We start from the raw sequence: 20,659 nt of genomic DNA, 5'->3' as shown, positions 1-20,659 counted from the left end.
CGCGGCGGGGCGATGTCGTAGGCGTGTGGTCTCATCGAGCCGTGACAGAGCCCGTCGACACCCCGACCGCTGGTCGCGCCGACCGCGCCGACCGCGCCGACCGCGCCGACCGCGCCGACCGCGCCGACCGCGCCGCCCGCGCCGACCGCGCGGTCGGCCATCCGGGGACATCCTGGCCGGCAGATCTCGACGATCTCCTCGGCCGTGACTGGTCGGGCGCCCGGACCGGTCGGCAGGATCGGTGGGTGGTCCGCGGGGGCCCGGGTAGCGGGAAGACCTCGCTGATCGTCGACGTGGTGCGTTCGGCGGTGGCCGGTGGGGTGGGCATGGACGGCGTCCTGGTCCTCACGGGTTCGGCGACGGCGGCGGCCGCCCTGCTCGAACAGTCCACCCGCGGCCTGCCTCCGGAGCTCGTGGTGGGCACCGATGCGCCGGTCCGCACCGTCCACTCCCTGGCCCACGCGGTCGTCCGGTTGGCGGCCGCGCGGGCCGATGCACCGCCCCCGCGGTTGCGCACCGGGGCCGAGCACGACGCGGTGGTGCGGGAGACCCTGTCGGGCGAACTGGCGGACGGGGCGCCGCACTGGCCGGAGCAGATGCGTCCGGCCCTGGCCACGGTCGGGTTCGCCCGCGAACTGCGCGACCTGCTCCTGCGCTCGCTGGAGAGGGGCATCGGACCACGCGAACTCGCCCGGTTGGGACGGACCGCGGGTCGGCCCGCGTGGGTCGCCGCCGCCGGGTTCTTCCGCCGCCACGAGGAGCAGATGGCACTACGCTCCGGTGTGCGTTCCGGGCAGTCCGACATCCCGGAGGCGCTCAACGCCGCGGAACTGGTGGGGGCCGCCCTCGACGCACTCACCGCGGATCCCGATCTCCGTGAGATCTTCCGGTCACGCCGGCTCGTCGCGGTGGACGACGCGCACCATCTCGATCCCCTCGCCGCCGAGTTCGTGGCGACGGTCGGTGGCGGCGCGGATGTGCTGCTGGTGGTCGAGGACGGCGACCAGTCGGTGTTCCGGTTTCGCGGGGCGGACGGCGGGCTCGCGCGCGCCGTGGTGGACCAGGGCGGCCGCGCCGTCGACCTCCACGCCGGACACCGCATGTCGCCGGCGATCACGGCGGTCGCGGCGCGTGTCGCGTCGCGGCTCCCCGGGGCCGCGCGCCACCGCCCCCGCGAATCGACCGGCGGTGCCGAGGGCTCGGTGGGGGTGACCGTCGCGGGCTCGGCCGCGGGGGAGGCGGCCGTCATCGCGGATTTCCTCCGTCGCCGCCACGTCCTGGACGGTATCGACTACGGGGAGATGGCCGTGGTGACCCGCTCCCTGCCGCGGGTGGCGGATGCGCTCCTGGCGGCCCTCGACGCCGCGGACGTCCCCGTCGTCGACGCGGGTGCGGAGATCCCGCCGGCCCACGATCCCGTGGCGTCCGGGCTGCTTCTCCTGGTGCGGTCCGCGGTGGAGGGCGAGGCCGGGACCGACGCCGAGCGGACCCTGGCCATGCTCTCGGGCCCGATCGGTCGCGCCGACGCGGTCGCGATGCGTCGCCTCCGGCGCGGCCTGCGGCGCTCCGGGATAGGCGGCACCGAACCGAGCGCGGACACGCTGCGGCGGCTGGTCCTCGCGGCGGAGGACCAGATCCCGCCGGGCCTCACCGCCGTGGAGCTCGCGCCGGTGACGAGGATCCGACGGGCCCGGGCGGCCGTCCTGGCGGAGCTCGAGGCGGGCGGGACCGCGGAGGAGGCACTCTGGGCGGCGTGGTCGGCGTCCCGGCTGGAGCGGCGGCTCGTCCGTCAGGCAGTGGCCGCCGACCCGTGGTCCCGGTCCGCGGACCGCTCACTCGACGCGGTCGTGTCGTTGTTCGACCACGCGGCCGACTTCGTCGACCGGGTGCCCGGCGGATCCGTGGCGCTCTTCTGCGACATCGTCTCCGGCGAGGACCTGCCCGCGCCCGGTCGCGCGGACACCAGGGCCCGCGGCGGGGCGGTCAGCGTGCTGTCCGCGCACGCCGCGGTGGGCAGACAGTGGCGGGCCGTGGCCGTGTGTGGCGTGCAGGACGGGGTGTGGCCCGCACCCCGCCGGCGGTCCGGGCTGCTCGGGGTCGACGAACTGGTGGATCTGACCGAGATCGCCGGCGACGGTCCCGTGCCGTCCGAGGCCGAGCGGGCCGTGTCCTCCGCCGCCGCCCGCTCGGCCGAGGAACGTCGCCTGTTCTACGTCGCCTGTTCCCGCGCGAGCGATCATCTCCTGGTGACCGCGGTCGAGTCACCGGAGCAGGGGGATGTGGCCCCGTCCCGGTTCATCGACGAGATCTCCGACCTGGCCACCGTGGCCCCCACCACAGCCCCGACCGGGCAGGTGACGGGCCCACCCCCGCACGCGCCCACCGTGTTCACCCTGCCGCACCTGGCCGTCGATCTGCGGGCGGCTCTGCACGACCCGGCGACCGACCCGGAAGACGCCCGTCACGCGGCCGGGCTCCTCGCCGGCCTCCGCGACGCCGGGGTGGGGGTCGCCGATCCGCGGACCTGGTTCGGCGCCGCCGAGCCGTCCACGGCCGAGCCGGTGGTCACCGCGACGCCCGGCGTGCCCCTCGCGGTCCTCTCGCCGTCCGGTTTCGGCGCCCTGGAGGAGTGCCCCCTCCGGTGGTTTCTCCAGAAGATGCGTGGCGACTCGTCGGACGCCGGATCGGCGGCGCCGCTCATCCGGGGCTCGGCGGTCCACGCGCTCACACAGGCGGTGGAGGGAGGGATCTCCGAGGACGCGGTACGCGCGGCCGTCCTGCGCCGAGCCGAGGCGCTCACGATGGCCCGCGGGTGGTTCGCCGAGCGGGGAGCGGAATCGATGGTCGAGATGGCAGAGACGTTCCGACTGTGGCGCTCCTCGACCCGCGGCGAGTACACCACCGCCGGGGTCGAGGAGCCGTTCGAGTTCGAGGTCGAGGGCCCCGTGCGCGTCCGGGGTCGGATCGACCGGCTCGAGGCGACCACGGCGGGGCAGGTGATCCCGGTCGACGTGAAGACCGGCGGTGCCGTGGCGAGCCAGGCCGATGCAGCCGTCCACCCGCAGCTCGCCCTCTACCAACTCGCCCTGGCCAACGGGGCGGTCGACTCCGCCGCGGGGCGGGACCCGGGCGGAGGCCTCCTGCTCTATCTGGCGGGTCGGGAGGGTCGCATGCCGGCCGAACGGACCCAGGACCCGCTCGGGGCCGAGGCGGCCGAGGCGCTCACCCGGCGGGTGACGGAGGCGGGCCGCGCGACCGTCGGGCCGTCCTACTCGGCGAGAGCGGGCCGCTGGTGCGACCACTGCGACGTCAGATCCAGCTGCCCCGCGCAGCCCGAGGGAGAACAGGTGATCGGATGACCGCGACGATCGAGCCCGATGCCATCGCCGACGCGCTCGGAATCCACCGGCCGACCCGCGAGCAGGCCGAGGTGATCGCGGGTCCGGCGGAACCGACGTTGGTCCTGGCGGGAGCGGGTGCCGGAAAGACCGAGACGATGGCCGCCCGCGTGGTGTGGCTGGTGGCCAACGGGTACGCACGACCGGGGGAGATCCTCGGCCTGACCTTCACCCGTAAGGCCGCGCAGCAGTTGTCCCGCCGGATCCGCCGGCGACTCGACGCGCTCGCACGCAGTCCTCTGTGCACGGGCCCGGGAGCCGCCCCCGGGGTCGCCGAGGCCATCCGCACCGAGGACCCACAGATCTCGACCTACCACGCGTTCGCCGGGACACTGCTCGGGACGTACGGACTGCTCGTCCCCGTCGAACCGGACTCGCGGCTGCTCACCCCCACCGCCGCCTTCCAGCTCGCGCACGACGTGGTGTCGAGGTGGGAGAGCCCCCTGATGACCGGATCGAACCCCGGCAAGGTGACACGGGATGTCCTGGCGTTGGCGGGCCAACTGTCCGACCACCTCGTCACCACAGACGATCTGCGCACACACCCGGACCTGGTGACCACCCTCATCGCAACCCTGCCCCCCGGCCCGCGGCAACACCAGACCCCCACGAAGTGGCTCCGGGAGACGGCCGACGTGCAGGGGCATCGCGACGAACTCGCGGACCTGGTGGACGCGGTAGCGGAACGCATGCGCGCCGAGTCGGCTCTCGACCACGGTTCGCAGATGGCCCTGTCGGCCGCGGTCGCCCGCGACCACCCCCAGGTCGGACAGGCCGAGCGCCGGGCGTTCCGGGTGGTCCTGCTGGACGAGTACCAGGACACCGGGCACTCGCAGCGCGTCCTGCTCGCGTCCCTGTTCGGAGGCGGGGCGGGGCCGGTGCCGGCGGTCACCGCAGTCGGGGACCCCATGCAGTCCATCTACGGTTGGCGCGGGGCCTCGGCCTCGAACCTCGACCGGTTCCGTGAGGACTTCCCCCTGGCCGGCGGTCAGCGCTCGCACCTGCGCGAACTCACCACCTCGTGGCGGAACCCCCCGGAGGTACTCACACTGGCCAACAGGATCACCGAGCCGCTGCGGGGCCGACCGGGGTCGATCCCCGTCCCCGAGTTGCGAGCCCGGCCCGGTGCCGAGCCCGCCGACCTCAAGGTCGCGGTCCTCGACACCGCGGCGGACGAACGCGAATGGCTGGCGGACGCGATTGCCGAGCGATACCGTGCGGCCGCCCGGGACGGGCACACACCGACCGCCGCGGTCCTGGTCAGGCGCAACGGGGACTCGGCGGCGATCGCCGACGCACTCGAAGCGCGCGGACTGGCCGTCGAGGTCGTGGGCGTGGGGGGACTGCTCGACGTCCCCGAGGTCGCAGATGTGGTCTCACTGCTCACGGTGATCGCACGCCCGGGGGCCGGAGCCGCGCTGTTGCGCCTGCTCACCGGCTCACGCTTCGCACTGGGAGCCGCCGACCTCGCCGCGCTCGCCCGGCGTGCCTCGCACCTGTCGCTCCGTCGGGCGGCGACCCCGGGCGGGGCGGTGACCGGCCTCGACCAGTTGGAGGACATCCTCGACGCGATCGCCAGGGGAGAGGAGACCGACTCGGCCGGGCTGGCCGACGCCCTCGCCGACCCGGGTCCGGCGCGCGACTACAGCCCGGCCGGCGCGGCGCGCATCAGCGAACTGGCGGGGATCATCTCGGGTCTGCGCGCCCGATCCTCCGCACCCCCCGCCCGCCTGGTCGCTGCCGCCGAGCAGGCACTGGGACTCGACGCGGAGGTGCGTCTCCGCCAACGCGCCGGGGCCGGGGAGGCTCGCGAACAACTCGACGCGCTGCAGGAGGTGGCGGCGGGATTCCGACCCGACCGGGGAACCGGGCTGGACGCGTTCCTGGCCTACCTCGACCTCGCTCGCACTGTCGACAGCGGACTCCCCCGCGGAGAGGTCGCCGCCACCCCGGGGCGGGTGCAGATCCTCACCGTCCACTCCGCCAAGGGGCTCGAGTGGGAGATCGTGGCCGTTCCGCACCTGGTACACGGGGTGTTCCCCTCCGACCAGGCGCCCGAGACGTCGGTACGCACGGCGACCCAGTTGCCCGAGCAGTTGCGGGGGGACCGCGAGTCAGAGGACAACCCGGGCGGCGTCCCGGTGCCCCGGCTCGACGACGTGACCGACCGGAAACTCCTCCAGAACGCCCTGGAGAGCCACATCAAGCGGGTCAAGCGACGCTCCCTGGACGAGGACCGCAGGTTGTTCTACGTGGCGGTGACACGAGCGGAGCGGACACTGCTGCTCTCCGGGTCGCACTGGATCGGAGCGACCGCGAAACCCAAGGGGCCCTCCGAGTTCCTCGACGAGGTCGTCGAGGCGTGCGGGGGAGAAGACCCGCCCGGCGAGGTCGACCACCTCGTCGTCACACCGACTCCCACCAATCCCGCCACGGCGACCATCGTCGAGGCGACGTGGCCACGCCCGGCCGCGCCGGACCGCGTCACCGTGGCCCGTGCGGTCGACGCGGCCGTGCCCGTGGACCCCGAGAACGAGGACCCACCGGAAGCGGGCGCCGCACGTCGCTGGCACCTGGCCGCGGCACCGTTGCTCGCCGACGCGCGGCGGGCGGCCGAAGAGCGGGACGAGGTGGTGTTGCCCCGCCGGCTCACCGCGGGCCAGATCGTCGCCCTGGCGTCGGATCCCCGGGAGTTCGCGGACCGTCTGCGCAGACCGGTCCCCTTCCGCCCCGACCGCTTCGCGCGGCGCGGCACCCGGTTCCACCTCTGGCTGGAGCACCGCTTCGGTGCCACCCACCTGTTGGACATCGACGACCTGCCCGGCGCCGGCGACCAGGGTGCCGTCGACGGACTGTCCGAGGCGGACCTGACCGCACTGCAGGAGGCGTTCGAGTCGTCCCCGTGGGCACGGATGACCCCCGAAGCGGTCGAGGTGCCCTTCGAGGTGGGACTCGGCGACCACCTGCTGCGCGGCAGGATGGACGCCGTGTTCGGGGCCGCCGGGGACGGCGACGGGTGGATCATCGTGGACTGGAAGACCGGACGCGTGCCCGCCGAACGCGACATGCCCGCCGTGGCCCTCCAGTTGGCGGTCTACCGCTACGCCTGGGCCAAGATCGCCACCGCCCGCCTGGGACGACCCGTGGAGCTCGAGAGCGTGCGCGCCGCGTTCCACTATGTGCGATCCGGGCGCACGATCGAACCAGCCGATCTGCCGGACGCCGATGAGCTGCTCCGTATCCTCTCGGAGGGCCCCGGGCGGGGTCGGTTGTTGTCCCGGGGCGTGCGATAGGCGACTATTCATGTCGAAGACGGCAGGGTCCCCCGAGGGACACGTCGCGGAAACGGAGTCCCATGGTCAACAAGCGCGCACTGGCGTCGCGATTCCGTGGTCACGATCCGCTGGACGAGAGCCCCGACCACGCCCTCGTGGGCGTGGTGAGCATCCCGGAACACAGTGAGACGCCCTGGCGGCTGATCGGGAAACGCGTCGCGATGGCGCTCACGGCACTGTGTCTCGGGGTCCTCGTGGTGTGGCTCGACCGCGGTGGTTACACGGGCGGCGGCGGCCCGGGCGGTGAGATGACGCTCGTCGACTGCTTCTACTACGCCACCGTCTCCCTCTCCACCACCGGGTACGGCGACATCACCCCGATCACCCAGCAGGCGCGGTTGATCAACACCATCGTCGTCACGCCGCTGCGCCTCGTGTTCCTCATCCTGCTCGTCGGCACCACACTGGCCGTGCTGACAGAGCAGTCCCGTCAGGCCTTCAAGATCCAGCGATGGAGGAGTCACGTGCGCAATCACACCGTCGTCGTCGGGTACGGCACCAAGGGCAGGTCCGCCATCGCGGCGATGCTCGCCGACGACACAGCCCCGGACGACATCGTCGTCGTCGACACCGACCCCCAGGCGCTCAAGGCCGCGGCCGCCCACGGACTGGTCACCGTCCACGGCTCGGCCACCCGATCCGATGTACTCAAACTGGCGGGACTCACGCGGGCCTCCGCGGTCGTGGTCGCCACCAACTCGGACGACACGGCCGTGCTGGTCACCCTCACCGCGCGGGAACTCGCGCCCAACGCCAAGATCGTCGCGACGGTCCGCGAGAGCGACAACAAACACCTGCTCAAGCAGTCCGGCGCGGACTCCGTGGTCGTCTCCGCCGAGACCACGGGACGGCTCCTCGGCCTGGCCACCATCACCCCGACCGTCGTGGGGATGATGGAGGACCTGCTGACCCCCGACGAGGGCTTCTCCATCGCGGAACGGCGGGTCGAGGAGTCCGAGGTGGGCGGCTCGCCCCGACACCTCGCCGAACTCGTGCTCGGTGTGGTGCGCAAGGGGCAGCTCATCAAGGTCAACGAGTCCGAGGCGGACGCACTCGAGAGCGGCGACCGGTTGCTCTACATCCGGATGGTCTCCGGCTGAGGCACGGGCAGCGCGAGGATGCCGAGGGGACCGGGCTACGCTCGGTGGCGCCCGTCACGCCCCCGCGAAAAGGACCCCACACGATGCCGCTGGACTTCACCCTCGACTCCGACCCGGTGCTCGCGGTGGCGGCACCCGACAGGGCTGCGCCCCTACGGCAGGACACCGACGAACTGACCAGGGGATGGGCGACGGCCCGCGTCATGAAGGTGGACCGACGCAACAGGTTCGCCGTCGAGCCGGCACCCGGTGACCGGCAGCGGATCCGCCTGGAGCCGGCCGTAGATCTCGCCGACGCGCTCCCCGAGGAGGCCGTGTTCCTCGGGCGGACCGAGGACGCGCGGCACATCTGGGCGGTCCCGGTCGAGGAGCTCCCCGCCGACCCCGCGGTGACCTCGCTCCGATCCTGCGGGGCGGACCTGGTCGAGGGTGACGGGTCTCTGGCCGCCCAGGCCATGGCCCTGCTCGGATGGCATCGCGACAACGTGCGTGGGCGCGACCGCACCCACCACCCGCGCAGGGTGGACGCGGGATGGGCGATCGAGGACCCGTTCCACGGCGGCCTCGAGTACCCACGCACCGACCCGGCCGTGATCTGCCTGGTCCATGACGGGGGGCGCCGCGTCCTGCTGGCCCGCCAGCCGATATGGCCCGCGGGCATGTACTCACACGTCGCCGGGTTCGTGGAGGCGGGCGAATCCCTCGAGGGCTGCGTCCGCCGCGAAGTCGCCGAGGAGGTGGGCGTGGTCGTCGACCGCGTGCGCTACCTGGGCAGTCAGCCCTGGCCGTTCCCCCGGTCCCTCATGGTCGGCTTCCACGCCATCGCGGACCCGGATGCGCCCATCGTGCTCGAGGACGAGGAGATCAGCGAGGCCGCCTGGTTCGACGTCGACCGGGTGCGTGACGCGCTGGCCGGCCGTGGCGACCTCATGGTGGCGCCGGCGGTCTCCATCGCGCACGTGATGCTGCGCTCCTGGGTCGCGGCCGTCGACGGGGACGGCGACGCCTGAGACCAGGGTCTCCGGCGTCGCCGTCGGGCCCGGGTGGGCGGGACGGTCCGCGTGTCAGGCCCCGGCGAGCTCCGCCAGCTTGGCGCGCACCTGCGACGCCGGGGGATTGGTGGCGGTGGTCCCGTCGGAGTACAGCGCCGTCGGGACGACCCGGTTGCCGCCGTTCACGCTCTCGACGAAGGCAGCGGCCTCGGCATCGGCCTCCACATCGATCTCGGTGTAGTCGATCTCCTTCTCGTCGAGCAGCTTCTTGAGCCGCGTGCAGAAGGGACACCACGTGGTGGTGTACAGGGTCAGGGCGCCGGCATCGTCGTTCGTCGTCTCATCGCTCATGACGGGGTGTAACGCGCGCGACCGTGGGAATCATCCCGGGGGGGAGGCCTCCGGCGCGATGTCGGAGCCGGATGCCACGATGGGGGCGTGAGTGACATGCGGCGCGGCGCGGGGTCAGGCCCGACAACAGGCCCGACAACAGGCCCGACAACAGGCGCGACATCGGGCCCGGGTTCCGGTCGGGCTGTCGGACGGGGAGGCGGTGCGACGTCCGCGCTGGAGGGCCTCGACCCGCAGCAGCGGCACGCCGTGCTGGCACCACGTGGACCCGTCTGCATCCTCGCCGGCGCCGGGACGGGGAAGACCCGCACGATCACCCGTCGGATCGCCCACCTGGTGACCACCGGGCACGTCCGCGGCGACCAGGTGCTGGCGGTGACGTTCACCGCCCGCGCCGCCGGGGAGCTGCGGATGCGGTTGGCGGGGTTGGGAGTCGCGGACGCCGGGACCGGACCCGTCCAGGCGCGGACATTCCACTCGGCCGCCCTTCGCAACCTGTCGTACTTCTGGCCCCGGGTGTACGGGGAGGAGCCCTGGCAACTCCTGGATGGGCAGTTCCGCGCGGTCGCCCAGGCCGTGCGACGGGCCGGTCTGGACCCCGCCACCGAGACCATCCGCGACGTCCTGACCGAGATCGGCTGGGCCAAGTCCAGCCTGCTCACCCCGGACACCTATGCGGAGCAGGCGGTCGCGCTGGGCCGCGATCTGCCGGTCCCGGCCCCCGAGGTCGCGCGCGCGTTCCGCGCGTACGAGGACCTCAAGGTGTCCGGACCGGTCCGGATGCTCGACTTCGACGACCTCCTGAGCCACATGGCCGAGCTCGTGGAGGACGTTCCCGCGATCGCGGAGGAGTTCCGGGATCGGTATCGCTGCTTCGTCGTCGACGAGTTCCAGGACGTCACCCCGGCCCAGCAACGGTTGCTCACCGCGTGGCTGGGCAACCGGGACGACCTCACGGTGGTCGGTGACGTCAACCAGACCATCTACTCGTTCGCCGGTGCCGAACCGGATTTCCTGCTCGGTTTCGCCGACCGCTACCCGGGGGCGGCCGTCGTACGCCTGGAGTCCGACTACCGCTCGACCCCACAGGTCGTGGACCTGGCCAACGCGGTGATCGGGGCCGGTAGTGGACGCTTCCGCAGCGCCGGGCTGACCCTGCGCGGCATGCGGCCGCCGGGTCCGGATCCGGTTCTCGCCGAGTATCCCGACGAGGACGCCGAGGCCGAGGCGGTGGCGGGAGCTGTCGCCGATCTCGTCCACGGGGGGATGGACCCCGCGGAGATCGCGGTGCTGTACCGCATCAACGCCCAGTCCGAGCGGGTCGAGGCGGCCCTGGACGAAGCGGGGATCGGATACCGGCTCAAGGGTGGCGAGGGCTTCTTCGAGCGGCCGGTCGTGCGCCGGGCGATGTCGGCGATCGACCGACTGATCGACGGCTCGGACGAGGCCCGGTCGCAGGCGTACGCGCAGCTGACCGACCCCACGGAGATCGTCGCCGTCATCAGGCAGGCCCTGGAGCCCCTGGGCCTCACGGCCGCCGAGCCGTCCGGTGCACAGGCCCGGGAGACCTGGAACTCACTGAACTCGCTGGTGGGTCTCGCGGAGGAGATCGCCACCGTCGAGGCCCGCGAGGGGTTGCTCCCGGTGGTCGCGGGACTTCGTGAGCGGGCGGCGGCGCGCCACGCCCCGGACGAGCGGGGGGTGACACTGGCGTCGTTCCACGCCGCCAAGGGGCTGGAGTGGGACGCCGTGTTCCTCATCGGTGTGCACGAGGGGAGTCTGCCGATCAGCCATGCGATCAACGCGGGGCCGGACGCCATCGAGGAGGAACGGCGCCTCCTGTACGTCGGCGTCACCCGTGCCCGCGAGCACCTGACGGTGTCCTGGAGTCGAAGTCGCCGCGCCGGGGGACGGGCCACCCGTCGGCCCAGCCGCTTCCTCGACCCCGTCCGTCCGGCGCAGACCCCCGTCGGACCCCGGGGGTCCGGCGACACCTCGGACAAGGGACGGTGCCGCGGGTGCGGGGAGAAACTGACCGGACCCATGCACCGTGCTCTGGGCCTGTGCCCGGAATGCTCCGTGGAGGTCGATACCGGGTTGTTCGAGCGACTGCGCGACTGGCGCAAGGAGACCTCGGAGCGGATCGGTAAGCCCGCCTACACGGTGTTCACCAATGACACGCTCGCCCAGATCGCGCGCGAGCGGCCCACCGACACCCGGGCACTGGGCCGGATCGGCGGGATCGGGGCGCACAAGCTGAGTGAGTACGGTGACGACGTGCTGAAGTTGATCCGCGCCACCTGACCCCGCTCCGCTCGGTAGGGGGGTCGGCCACCCGGGCCGGATCAGTCCTCGTCGGCGAAGATCTCCGGCATCCAGCGCTGAACGATATCGCGATATGGGGCGGATGCCTCGAGCTGGCAGAGCATGCCCACAGAAGCCGACAGCACCCGGTGGATCAGGACGTACTCGCGGGGCAGGGTGAACGAGCGGGAGGTGCGGAACTCCCGCCCCGACACGTCGCCGTAGACGGACATGATGCGCTGCATCCACGCGCGGCTGAAGTGGAAGACGGGCTCACGCATCGGCTCGATGAACGGGTTGAGGAACGCCATCGCGTCGGCGGGGTCGAGGCCGTTCCGGCCGACGTAACCGGCAGCGGTCATCAGTTCGACGAGCTTCTCCGGCTCGTCCGCCAGTGCGAGCCGCATCATCGAACTCAGCACCTCGGGCACACCCTCGGGCAGGGGGATCGACGCCCCGAAGTCCAGAATCACCAGGCGGCCGTCGTCGGCCAGCAGGAAATTCCCGGGATGGGGGTCGCCGTGCATCAGTCGGGCGCGGACGGGGGAGCTGAACTGGAACTCGGTGAGGAGCTCACCGGCCCGGTTGCGCTCCTCGGTGGTGCCGTCCCGGGAGATCCGGCTGAGGGCCCGCCCGTCTGCCCATTCGGTGACCAGGACCTTCGGCGATGAGGCGAGGACGGAGGGCACCCGGAACAGGCGGTCGTCGCGGTATGCGGCGGCGAACACCCGCTGGGTGTCGGCCTCCGTGCGGTAGTCGAGTTCGCTCACCGTGCTGTCGTACAGCTCGTCGATGATCCCCTTGATGTCCGTGCCCGGGTTCAGCGGGCGCAGCAGGGGAGCCAGTCGCCGCAGCTGGCGCAGGTCCGAGCGGAGGGCCTCGTCGGCACCGGGGTACTGGATCTTGACCGCGACCTCGCGACCGTCGGACCAGGTCGCGCGGTGGACCTGGCCGATGGAGGCGGCGGCGGTGGCCTGGCCGTCGAATTCGGCGAACCGTTCCCGCCAGCGCAGACCGAGCTGGGTGTCGAGGACCTTCTCCACCTCGGCGGCGGGCAGGGGCGGTGCCTCGGCCTGGAGTTTGGTCAGGGCCTCGCGGAACGGCTCGGCGTACTTGTCGGGCATCCCGGCCTCGAACACGCTGAGGGCCTGACCCACCTTCATGGCGCCGCCCTTGAGTTCGCCGAGGACGGCGAAGACCTGCTCGGCGGCCTGATCGGCCAGCTCTTCGCTCAGGTCCCCGTCCCCCCGCCCCAGAGCGCGACGACCGAGCGACCCGGCGGCGCGACCGGCGATGCCCAGTGGGAGTCCCGCGAGGCGCGCGGCGCGGCGGGACGAGGTACGGGGTAGGTCGGACACGCCTCCAATCATGACAGAGGACGGGCATGCGGCGCGGCGCCACAGTCGCAGCCCTCGTCGGCCTGCCACTCGAGCCGGCGCCAGAGGCCCTCGGCCGGGTTGATCTCCACGGTGGCGCCGACGGTCTGGAGCTCGGCCCAGGGGTCCCGGGTGGCGGCGACCTCCGCCAGCACGAGCGCGGCAGCGGCGGTGAGGGCGGGCACCGCGGCCTCGGGGCTGTGCCCGATGAGCTGGGCCGCGACGAACGGCCACCTCGGGTCCCGTCGGGCGCGGTACAGGTCGGTGCAGCGCAGGCACGGGCTGGCCCCCGGCACCACGGTCGGGCCGACCACCACCCGGCCGTCGCGGCTGTACACGTGCATGTGCGCCTGACCGGATCGGGTGAGAGCGGAGGTGACCACAGGGTCGACCGAGACCGTCCCGGTGAGGATGACCAGGTCAGGAACCATGCCGCGCCGGTACCAGGGCGGTTTGTCGGCATCCAGGGTCAGCCCCGGGCTGGGGCCGGTCGTCACCCGACAGCCGTTGACCGCCAGAGGGCCCCGGAGCACCTCCGATATCTGGCCGACACCCAGGAGGTGCACCCGTCGCACCGGTGCGAGGCGCAGCAGGGGGTCCTCCGCCGCCGTGCCCGGGCCCGCGTTGCGACCCGCGCCCGGGGGGTCGAGTCGCAGGTGACCGAGGTCGGCCAGATTGACGAGGATCCGGGCGACGGCGGCCAGCCCGGACGTGCCGATCCCTACGCGAGTGGCCACCTCGTCGAGGTGGGCACCGCCCTCGAGGCCGGCGAGCAGTGCCGCGAGGCGACGGGCGCCGACGGTGGCGGGGGCGTCGACCACCACCGCACGGTCCGGTGCCAGACCCACCTGCACGCAGTGGCGGTCCCGGGCGACCACGACGGTCCCGGGACGCAGCGTGGCCCGGACCCGGGCCGACGTCGCCTCGGCCGACGCCGCACCGACCGACGTCGCCTCGGCCGGTGCGGCGACAACGGGGGAGGCGGTGTCTCGGGGGTCGCTGTCGCGGGAGACGGCGCGACGGGAGACGGGCGCAGCTGTTCCGGTACCGGCCGCGGCGCGAGCCGGATCGTCAGCGGGAGCGGTCACGGTGGTCACGGGGCACATCGTGGCACGCGCCGGTCGTGTCCGGCCCCCACGCGGTCGCGGTTATCCACAGGCGCCCGTGCCCGGGATGCCTGTGGAAAACCCCTGGGGTCGTGGTGGTCTACCGTTGTCCGCGTGTCACCCGCCCCGCGCTCCGCCGACAGGACCCCCGGCCCGACGTCGGCGGGTCCGGGTGCGGTGTCGGCGCTGCCCACCGACCCTGATGACCCGAGGATCGAGATCCGCCGCTCCGCGCGTCGGAAGAGGACGGTGTCAGCGCGGGTGGAGGGCGAGACCGTCGTGGTGCTCATGCCGGCGGGGCTTCGCCGGGCCGAGGAGCGGCGGTTGATCACCGACATGCTCGCCCGGTTGGCACGGACCGGCCGCCGCAGAGGCCCCAGGGCCTCCGACGGGGACCTGATGCGGCGTGCCACGGACCTGTCGGCGAGGTGGCTGGAGGGCCGCGCGCGGCCGGCGTCGGTGCGGTGGGTACCGCCGATGACCACCCGCTGGGCGTCCTGTTCTCCGGACTCCGGGGAGATCCGGATCAGCGAGACCCTGCGGGACGTGCCGGCCTATGTGCTCGACTACGTCGTGGTGCACGAGCTGGTCCACCTCATCGTCCCCGGCGGGCATCCGCCCGGGTTCTGGGAGGTCGTCCGTCGGTATCCGCGCACCGAGCGGGCGATGGGATACCTGGAAGCGTATTCGCGGGTCCTCCGTGGCGGGTCCGGACCGGACGTCGCCGACGACGGGGGAGGGCCGACCGGTGGCGACGAGGGCGTGGGTGACCTCGTCGAGGGCGACGACGACGACGAGTCCGGCCCGATCTAGGCGGGCCCGCCCGTCACCGGGTCCGCCGATCAGGCCCGGTCGCCCGGCCCCTCGGGGCCGGAACCGTCGGTCCCACCGCCGGACTCGCGGAGGAACCGCTCGATCTCGTCGACGCCACTGGAGTCCCCGGTCGTCTCGTCGAGGAGACGGTCGATGACGGCGGCGGGGTTCTCGAGGTCCTCGCCGACCGGCAGCAGGTCGGGGTGGCTCCACAGGCCGTCGCGGCGTTCGGTGCCCACGGCCTCGCCGACCCGGCGCCACAGTTCGGAGGCCTCGCGTGCCTTCCGCGGACGCAGTTCGAGCCCCACGAGGGAGGCGAAGGCCTGCTCGGCGGCGCCACCGGTCGCCCGGCGCCGCAGCCACATCTCCCGCAGCTTGTCGGCGCTGGGCAGCCGGTCGGCGACCGCGGCGGCGACGACGGCGTCGACCCAGCCCTCGACCAGCGCCAGCAGCGTCTCGAGTCGGCCGAGGGCGGCCTCGTTGACGTTGGTCACCTTGGGACCGATGGCCCCGGCACCGCCGGAGAGCAACTCCTGGAGCTTGGCCGGGTCCTGCAGGATCGACGGGTCCAGGCCGGAGGCGAGGTCGTCGAGCCCGGATGTGTCCACGCGGATGCCCCGCGCGTACTCCTCGACGGTGGCCAGGAACCGGGCGCGCAGCCAGGGCGCGCCGGAGAACAGTCGCAGGTGCGCGGCCTCGCGAGCGGCAAGGAAGACGACGACCTCCTGGCGGGGCAGTTCCAACTCGTCGGCGAACGCGTCGATCGCGGCCGGGCTGAGTGCTGCCACCCCGTCGTCGCCGAACGGGATCCCGACCTCGGAGGAGAACAGGACCGCCGGCGCGAGCTTGCCGAGTCCCTGTCCGAGCTGCATGCCGAAGCCCATGCCGCCCATCTGGTCGAGCATGCCGAGCAGCGGGCCGGCGAGCTGACGGGCCTCCTCGGGCATGGCGCCCTTCGTGGCCGAGTTCATCTGCTCGGCGACGGGGGTGCAGATCTTCTCCCAGGTGGGCAGGGAGTGCTCGACCCATTGTTGCGGCGTCCACACCTCGGTGCGGTGCACTCCGGAGGGGAACAGGGTGGTCTCGTCGAGCCACAGCTCGGCCAGTCGGACCGATTCCTGCGCGGCGGTGCGCGAGGAGTCGGTGATCACGGGCGTGCGGCCGAGCGACTGGAGGGCGACCGTCCGCGCCAGTTGGTAGTTCACGGGGCCCGAACTACCGGGCCCGGACATGGCCGAACCCATGGAGCCGAGCATCTGCCCGAACTGGGAGAGCATCTGGCCGAAGTTGCCGAACTGCGAGGGATCGAAGCCGCCGGGACCGCCGGGACCGCCCTGGCCGCGGTCGCGGTCGTCGTCGCGCCCGTCGTCGTCGGAAGCGGAGAAACCGAAGGGCTGGTTCATGCCACAACGGTACAGCGTGCAGGGGTGCGGGGTCCGGCCGCGACGCGGCCGGCGGCCGGTGCGGTCTACCCTTGCCCCCGTGAGTCGTCGCCTGTTCACCGTTCTCGCCGCGCTGGTCCCGGCGGTGCTGCTGCTCGTCCTGGCGACGTCGGCCACCGTCCCCCTGGTGTCGATGGGGCCGGGCCCCACCTACGACACGTTCGGGACGGCTGAAGTGGAGACGGAGGACGGTGACACGGAACGGGTCCCCGTGGTCGACGTGGTGGGCCGTGAGGCGGACGACACCGTCGGATCCCTGTTCATGACGACGGTCGCGGTGCGTGACCGACTGACCCTGCTCGACGCGATGCGGTTCTGGGTTGATCCGGCGCAGGTGGTGGTACCGCGGGACCAGGTGTTCCCGCCGGACCGGTCACGGGACGAGGTGCGCGAGTCCAACGCCGCCGAGATGGTCGGCTCGGAGAACTCCGCCGAGGCTGCCGCGTACCGCTTCCTCGGGATCCCCATGCAACCTCGCGTCGAGGGGGTGGAGCCGGACGGGGCCGCCGACGGACGGTTGCGGCCCGGTGACGTGTTGACCTCCGTCGACGGGGAGCCCGTCGACGACGCGACGTCCGTCGTGGAGCGGGTCGGCGCGCGCCGCGCGGGCGACGAGGTCCGCATCGGGTACACCCGTGACGGGCGTGAGGGGACGACGACGGCGACGCTGCGGTCCGCGGGACCGGACGGCGATCCCGAGCAGGGCCGACTGGGCATCCTGGTCGGAGACACGCCGGCGGACGGTACCGACGTCGACATCACGGTGGACCCGGCGGTCGGCGGTCCGTCGGCCGGCCTGGTGCTGGCCATCGCGATCGTCGACAAGCTGTCGCCCGGTGAGGCCACCGGGGGGTCGCGGATCGCGGGGTCCGGCACGATCCGGCCCGACGGCACGGTGGGGCCGATCGGCGGGATCCGGCACAAGATCCGAGCGGCTCACGAGGCCGGGGTGAGCGAGTTCCTGGTCCCGTCCGCCAACTGTGCGGAGGCTGTGCAGAGCCCGCCGGAGGGCATCCGGCTGATCGAGGTGGAGACGTTGGGGGGCGCACTGGAGGCGCTGGAGACGGCCGCTTCCGGGGGGCAGCCACCGACCTGCGGCTGAGGCGCGGGTTTTCCGTAAGGTGGGACCCACGAGCATGTCCGCCCCAGCAGTGCAGGAGCATTCCAGGTGTCCGTCCGCCCACCCGGCAATTCCCCCGGTCGGCCGATCGCGATCTCCCGTCGCGGTCGCGCCGTCGCAGTCGCCGTCGTCGTCCTCATCCTCCTCATCCAGGTCCTTCCCAGGCTGAACACCGCCTACACGGACTGGCTGTGGTTCGGCAGTGTCGACGCCACCAGCGTGTTCCGGACCGAGCTGCTGACGCGGCTCGGTCTGTTCGTGGTGGTGGCGCTGCTGGTCGGCCTCGCGGTGGGCGTCGGCATCCTGCTGGCCTTCCGGTACCGCCCGGTGTTCCTTGCGCAGCCGGGGGTGCCGGACGCACTGTCCCGCTATCGGGCGGCCATGGGGGACTCGCCCGGCAAGACCGTCATCTGGATCCCGGTGGTCCTGGCCATCCTGGCCGGGTCGATCGCCCAGACCGGGTGGCAGACGGTGCTGGCGTTCTTCAACTCGACGCCGTTCGGTGAGACCGATCCCCAGTTCGGCCTCGACATCTCGTTCTACGCCTTCGAGCTCCCGATGTGGCGCGCGCTAGTCACCTGGCTGATGGTGGCCGTCGTCCTGGCCTTCCTGGCGAACCTGTTCACCCACTACCTCTTCGGTGGGCTGCGACCCGGCGCGCGCGAGGGCGCGCTCACCCGCGCCGCGCGGATCCAGCTGGTGTCCCTGGCCGGGTTGTTCGTGCTGGCCAAGGCGGCGGCCTACTGGCTCGACCGCTACGAGCTGCTGTTCAGCGAGAACAGCACGTTCACGGGCGCCAGCTACACCGACGTCAACGCCCTGATGCCGGCCAAGATCTTCATGTTCGCGGTGGCGCTGGTGTGCGCTGTCGCGTTCTTCTCCGCGATCGTCATCCGGGACCTGCGGATCCCGGCACTGGCGACCGTCCTGCTGCTCTTCTCGGCGCTCGTGGTGGGGTCGGCGTGGCCGCTGGCCGTCGAACAGTTCTCGGTGAAGCCCAACCGTGCCGAGAAGGAACGGGAGTACATCGCCCGCAACATCGCGGCGACCCGCGCCGCGTACGACATCGGCGAGGAGCGGGTCACCTACATCGACAACTGGGGGGCCGTTGATCCGAACCCCCGGGAGGCGGCCACGGACCTGACGACACTGTCCAACGTCCGCGTGCTCGACCCGAACGTCCTGGCGCCGACGTTCACCCAGCTGCACCAGCTGCGCAACTTCTACGGTTTCCCCGAGACGCTGGGGATCGACCGGTACACGATCGACGGCGAGATGCGGGACTTCCTCGTGGCCGCTCGTGAACTCAACCCCGAGTCCCTCCAGGCCAACCAGCGGGACTGGATCAACCGGCACACGGTGTACACACACGGCAACGGGTTCGTCGCGGCACCGGCCAACCGGGTCAACGAGATCGCCGACGACGCGGGCTCGGACCGCGGCGGGCTGCCCAACTTCCAGGTCTCGGACCTGGAGGCCATCTCCAGCGGTCAGGAGATGATGATCCCGGTGACCCAGCCGCGGACCTACTTCGGTCCGCTCATCGCCCAGTCGGACCCCGATTACGCGATCGTGGGGGACAACGGCGACGGCCCCCGCGAATACGACACCGACACCGAGCAGTACACCTACACGGGCGAGGGCGGCGTGCCGGTCGGTGGTTGGGTCAACCGGGTCGCGTACGCGCTCAAGTTCGCCGAGCGCAACATCCTGCTGTCCAGCATCATCGGCGACGACTCCAAGATCGTCTACGATCGCGATCCGCGGGACCGCGTGCAGAAGGTGGCTCCGTGGCTGACCACGGACACCAACACGTACCCGGCGGTGATCGACGGCCGTATCAAGTGGATCGTCGACGGGTACACGACGCTCAAGACCTACCCGTACGCGGAGCTCAGCTCGCTGGAGGCCATGACCTCGGACTCGCTCAACGACGCGAGCGGGCGGGTCCTGCCGGACGAGGAGGTCTCGTATATCCGGAACTCGGTCAAGGCGACCGTCGACGCGTACGACGGCACCGTGGACCTGTACGCGTTCGACGAGTCGGACCCGGTGCTGCAGACGTGGATGAAGGCGCTGCCGGGCATCGTGCAGCCCCGCGACGCGATCTCCGAGGAGCTGGAGGAGCACCTGCGCTACCCGGAGGACCTGTTCAAGGTGCAGCGCGAGCTGTTGGCGAAATACCAGGTCGACGACCCGGGTCAGTTCTTCACCAATGACGCGTTCTGGTCGGTGCCGTCCGATCCCACGGTGACCTCGTCGATCCAGAACCCGCAGACCCCGCCCGTCGGCGGTCCCGCGGGCGGGCCGGCCGGGGGCCCTGCGGGTGCCCAGACCGTCGACCGTGACGGGCCGGCCCAGCCGCCGTACTACGTGGTGGCCTCCGACCCGACGAACCCGGATGCCGACAAGCCGTCGTTCCAGCTCATCTCGGCCTTCCGCGGCTATGAGCGCGAGTTCCTGGCCGCACACATGACGGCCAGCTCGGACCCCGAGACCTACGGGCAGATCACGGTGCGTGTCCAGCGGCCCACCGAGCCGCTCTCCCAGGGCCCCAACCAGGCTCAGGACATCATGATCGCCTCCCCGGCGATCGCCGAGGACCGGCGCCTGTGGGGCGAGACCGCCGAGATCACCGAAGGCAACCTTCTGGCGCTGCCGTTGGCGGACGACTCCGTCCTCTACGTCGAGCCGATCTACACGCAGCGCAAGGACCAGGACTCGGCGTTTCCGAGGTTGCTGCGTGTGATGGTCTCGTACGACCGTGCCGTGGGCTACGCGCCCACGCTGTACGAGGCGTTGCGGCAGGTGGGTATCGAGGCGGACCCGGACGTGGTGCGAATCGACGAGAGCGGGGAGGCCGAGGCGGAGGCCGAGGAGAGCACCTCCCGGCCCGCGCAGGGCACCGCGGCGCGGCCGTCGGCGCCGGCCACCGGTGGAGGCGCCGGCGACTCCGAGCGGGCGGCCGCCGTGCGCGAACTCAACTCGGCCCTGAACGCGGTCCGCTCCGCCCAGAGTGGGGGAGACCTCTCGGATCTGGGTCGGGCTCTAGAGGACCTGCAGAACGCCGTCGACGCCTATCAAGGGCTGGGAAATTGATGTGACCTGCGACGATGTGGCCAGGGGTGTGAGTTAGGCCATCTTCCGGTCGTTTCGCGTCCGCCGATTTGCATTGCCCGGCGAGTGGCACGTAGTGTCATAGACGCAAACGACGCGGGGTGGAGCAGCTCGGTAGCTCGCTGGGCTCATAACCCAGAGGTCGCAGGTTCAAATCCTGTCCCCGCTACCACGCACCAGGCCCGGTTCCCCTCAGGGGAGCCGG

Annotated in this window: 12 protein-coding genes and 1 tRNA gene; 9 read left to right on the top strand and 4 right to left on the bottom strand. The window is 72.2% G+C overall.

The genetic code is table 11. The annotated features are described in order from the left end of the window. The first annotated feature begins 41 nt into the window (after window positions 1-41). The 4 genes from AC3DE3_RS08905 (at window position 42) to nudC (ending at window position 8,843) form a co-directional block, all read left to right on the top strand. Window positions 42-3,359, top strand: coding sequence for a PD-(D/E)XK nuclease family protein (locus AC3DE3_RS08905; RefSeq protein ID WP_488369740.1), 3,318 nt, complete (start codon window positions 42-44; stop codon window positions 3,357-3,359). Continuing rightward, window positions 3,356-6,691, top strand: coding sequence for an ATP-dependent DNA helicase (locus AC3DE3_RS08900; RefSeq protein ID WP_488369739.1), 3,336 nt, complete (start codon window positions 3,356-3,358; stop codon window positions 6,689-6,691). The genes AC3DE3_RS08905 and AC3DE3_RS08900 overlap by 4 nt, the downstream gene beginning before the upstream one ends. Before the next feature lie 62 nt (window positions 6,692-6,753). Continuing rightward, window positions 6,754-7,833, top strand: coding sequence for a potassium channel family protein (locus tag AC3DE3_RS08895; RefSeq protein WP_260486904.1), 1,080 nt, complete (start codon window positions 6,754-6,756; stop codon window positions 7,831-7,833). Window positions 7,834-7,916: 83 nt separating this feature from the next. Next, window positions 7,917-8,843, top strand: a complete 927-nt coding sequence (nudC, locus tag AC3DE3_RS08890) for an NAD(+) diphosphatase (RefSeq protein ID WP_488369738.1) — start codon at window positions 7,917-7,919, stop codon at window positions 8,841-8,843. A gap of 54 nt (window positions 8,844-8,897) precedes the next feature. Here nudC and AC3DE3_RS08885 read toward each other — a convergent pair whose 3' ends face one another. Further along, window positions 8,898-9,176: a mycoredoxin gene (locus tag AC3DE3_RS08885; protein ID WP_488369737.1), complete on the bottom strand. Its 279-nt coding sequence runs from the start codon at window positions 9,174-9,176 to the stop codon at window positions 8,898-8,900. A gap of 216 nt (window positions 9,177-9,392) precedes the next feature. On the opposite strand from AC3DE3_RS08885, the gene AC3DE3_RS08880 reads away from it, so the two are divergent. Next, window positions 9,393-11,480 (top strand): ATP-dependent DNA helicase UvrD2, encoded by a 2,088-nt coding sequence (locus tag AC3DE3_RS08880; protein ID WP_260489278.1) that lies wholly within the window; start codon window positions 9,393-9,395, stop codon window positions 11,478-11,480. Window positions 11,481-11,521: 41 nt separating this feature from the next. On the opposite strand, the gene AC3DE3_RS08875 is transcribed toward AC3DE3_RS08880, so the two are convergent. Both AC3DE3_RS08875 and AC3DE3_RS08870 read right to left on the bottom strand, forming a co-directional pair. Next, window positions 11,522-12,838, bottom strand: coding sequence for an ABC1 kinase family protein (locus AC3DE3_RS08875; RefSeq protein WP_260486901.1), 1,317 nt, complete (start codon window positions 12,836-12,838; stop codon window positions 11,522-11,524). 8 nt (window positions 12,839-12,846) lie between these two features. Beyond that, window positions 12,847-13,953 (bottom strand): hypothetical protein, encoded by a 1,107-nt coding sequence (locus tag AC3DE3_RS08870; protein ID WP_488369736.1) that lies wholly within the window; start codon window positions 13,951-13,953, stop codon window positions 12,847-12,849. A gap of 123 nt (window positions 13,954-14,076) precedes the next feature. On the opposite strand from AC3DE3_RS08870, the gene AC3DE3_RS08865 reads away from it, so the two are divergent. After that, window positions 14,077-14,775: a M48 metallopeptidase family protein gene (locus tag AC3DE3_RS08865; RefSeq protein ID WP_488369735.1), complete on the top strand. Its 699-nt coding sequence runs from the start codon at window positions 14,077-14,079 to the stop codon at window positions 14,773-14,775. A gap of 29 nt (window positions 14,776-14,804) precedes the next feature. On the opposite strand, the gene AC3DE3_RS08860 is transcribed toward AC3DE3_RS08865, so the two are convergent. Continuing rightward, window positions 14,805-16,178, bottom strand: a complete 1,374-nt coding sequence (locus tag AC3DE3_RS08860; protein ID WP_260486899.1) for a zinc-dependent metalloprotease — start codon at window positions 16,176-16,178, stop codon at window positions 14,805-14,807. A gap of 79 nt (window positions 16,179-16,257) precedes the next feature. On the opposite strand from AC3DE3_RS08860, the gene AC3DE3_RS08855 reads away from it, so the two are divergent. The 3 genes from AC3DE3_RS08855 to AC3DE3_RS08845 all read left to right on the top strand — a co-directional run bounded on the left by AC3DE3_RS08855 (window position 16,258) and on the right by AC3DE3_RS08845 (window position 20,626). Then, window positions 16,258-17,319 carry a YlbL family protein gene (locus AC3DE3_RS08855; protein ID WP_260486898.1) on the top strand — a complete coding sequence of 354 codons (1,062 nt, stop codon included), beginning with the start codon at window positions 16,258-16,260 and terminating at the stop codon, window positions 17,317-17,319. Window positions 17,320-17,385: 66 nt separating this feature from the next. Then, window positions 17,386-20,436, top strand: coding sequence for a UPF0182 family protein (locus tag AC3DE3_RS08850; RefSeq protein WP_488369734.1), 3,051 nt, complete (start codon window positions 17,386-17,388; stop codon window positions 20,434-20,436). A 113-nt stretch (window positions 20,437-20,549) separates the two neighbouring features. Then, window positions 20,550-20,626, top strand: a tRNA-Met gene (locus AC3DE3_RS08845). The last annotated feature ends 33 nt before the right edge of the window (window positions 20,627-20,659 follow it).

The organism is Dietzia sp. IBK-p2-16D, assembly GCF_057773085.1.
This window is presented reverse-complemented; position numbering and strand designations above follow the sequence as displayed.

Bases quoted from the DNA above. Each gene is read 5' to 3' on its own strand.
- AC3DE3_RS08885 (WP_488369737.1), bottom strand. From the start codon at position 9,176: ATGAGCGATGAGACGACGAACGACGATGCCGGCGCCCTGACCCTGTAC.
- AC3DE3_RS08860 (WP_260486899.1), bottom strand. From the start codon at position 16,178: ATGAACCAGCCCTTCGGTTTCTCCGCTTCCGACGACGACGGGCGCGAC.
- AC3DE3_RS08895 (WP_260486904.1), top strand. From the start codon at position 6,754: ATGGTCAACAAGCGCGCACTGGCGTCGCGATTCCGTGGTCACGATCCG.
- nudC (WP_488369738.1), top strand. From the start codon at position 7,917: ATGCCGCTGGACTTCACCCTCGACTCCGACCCGGTGCTCGCGGTGGCG.
- AC3DE3_RS08900 (WP_488369739.1), top strand. From the start codon at position 3,356: ATGACCGCGACGATCGAGCCCGATGCCATCGCCGACGCGCTCGGAATC.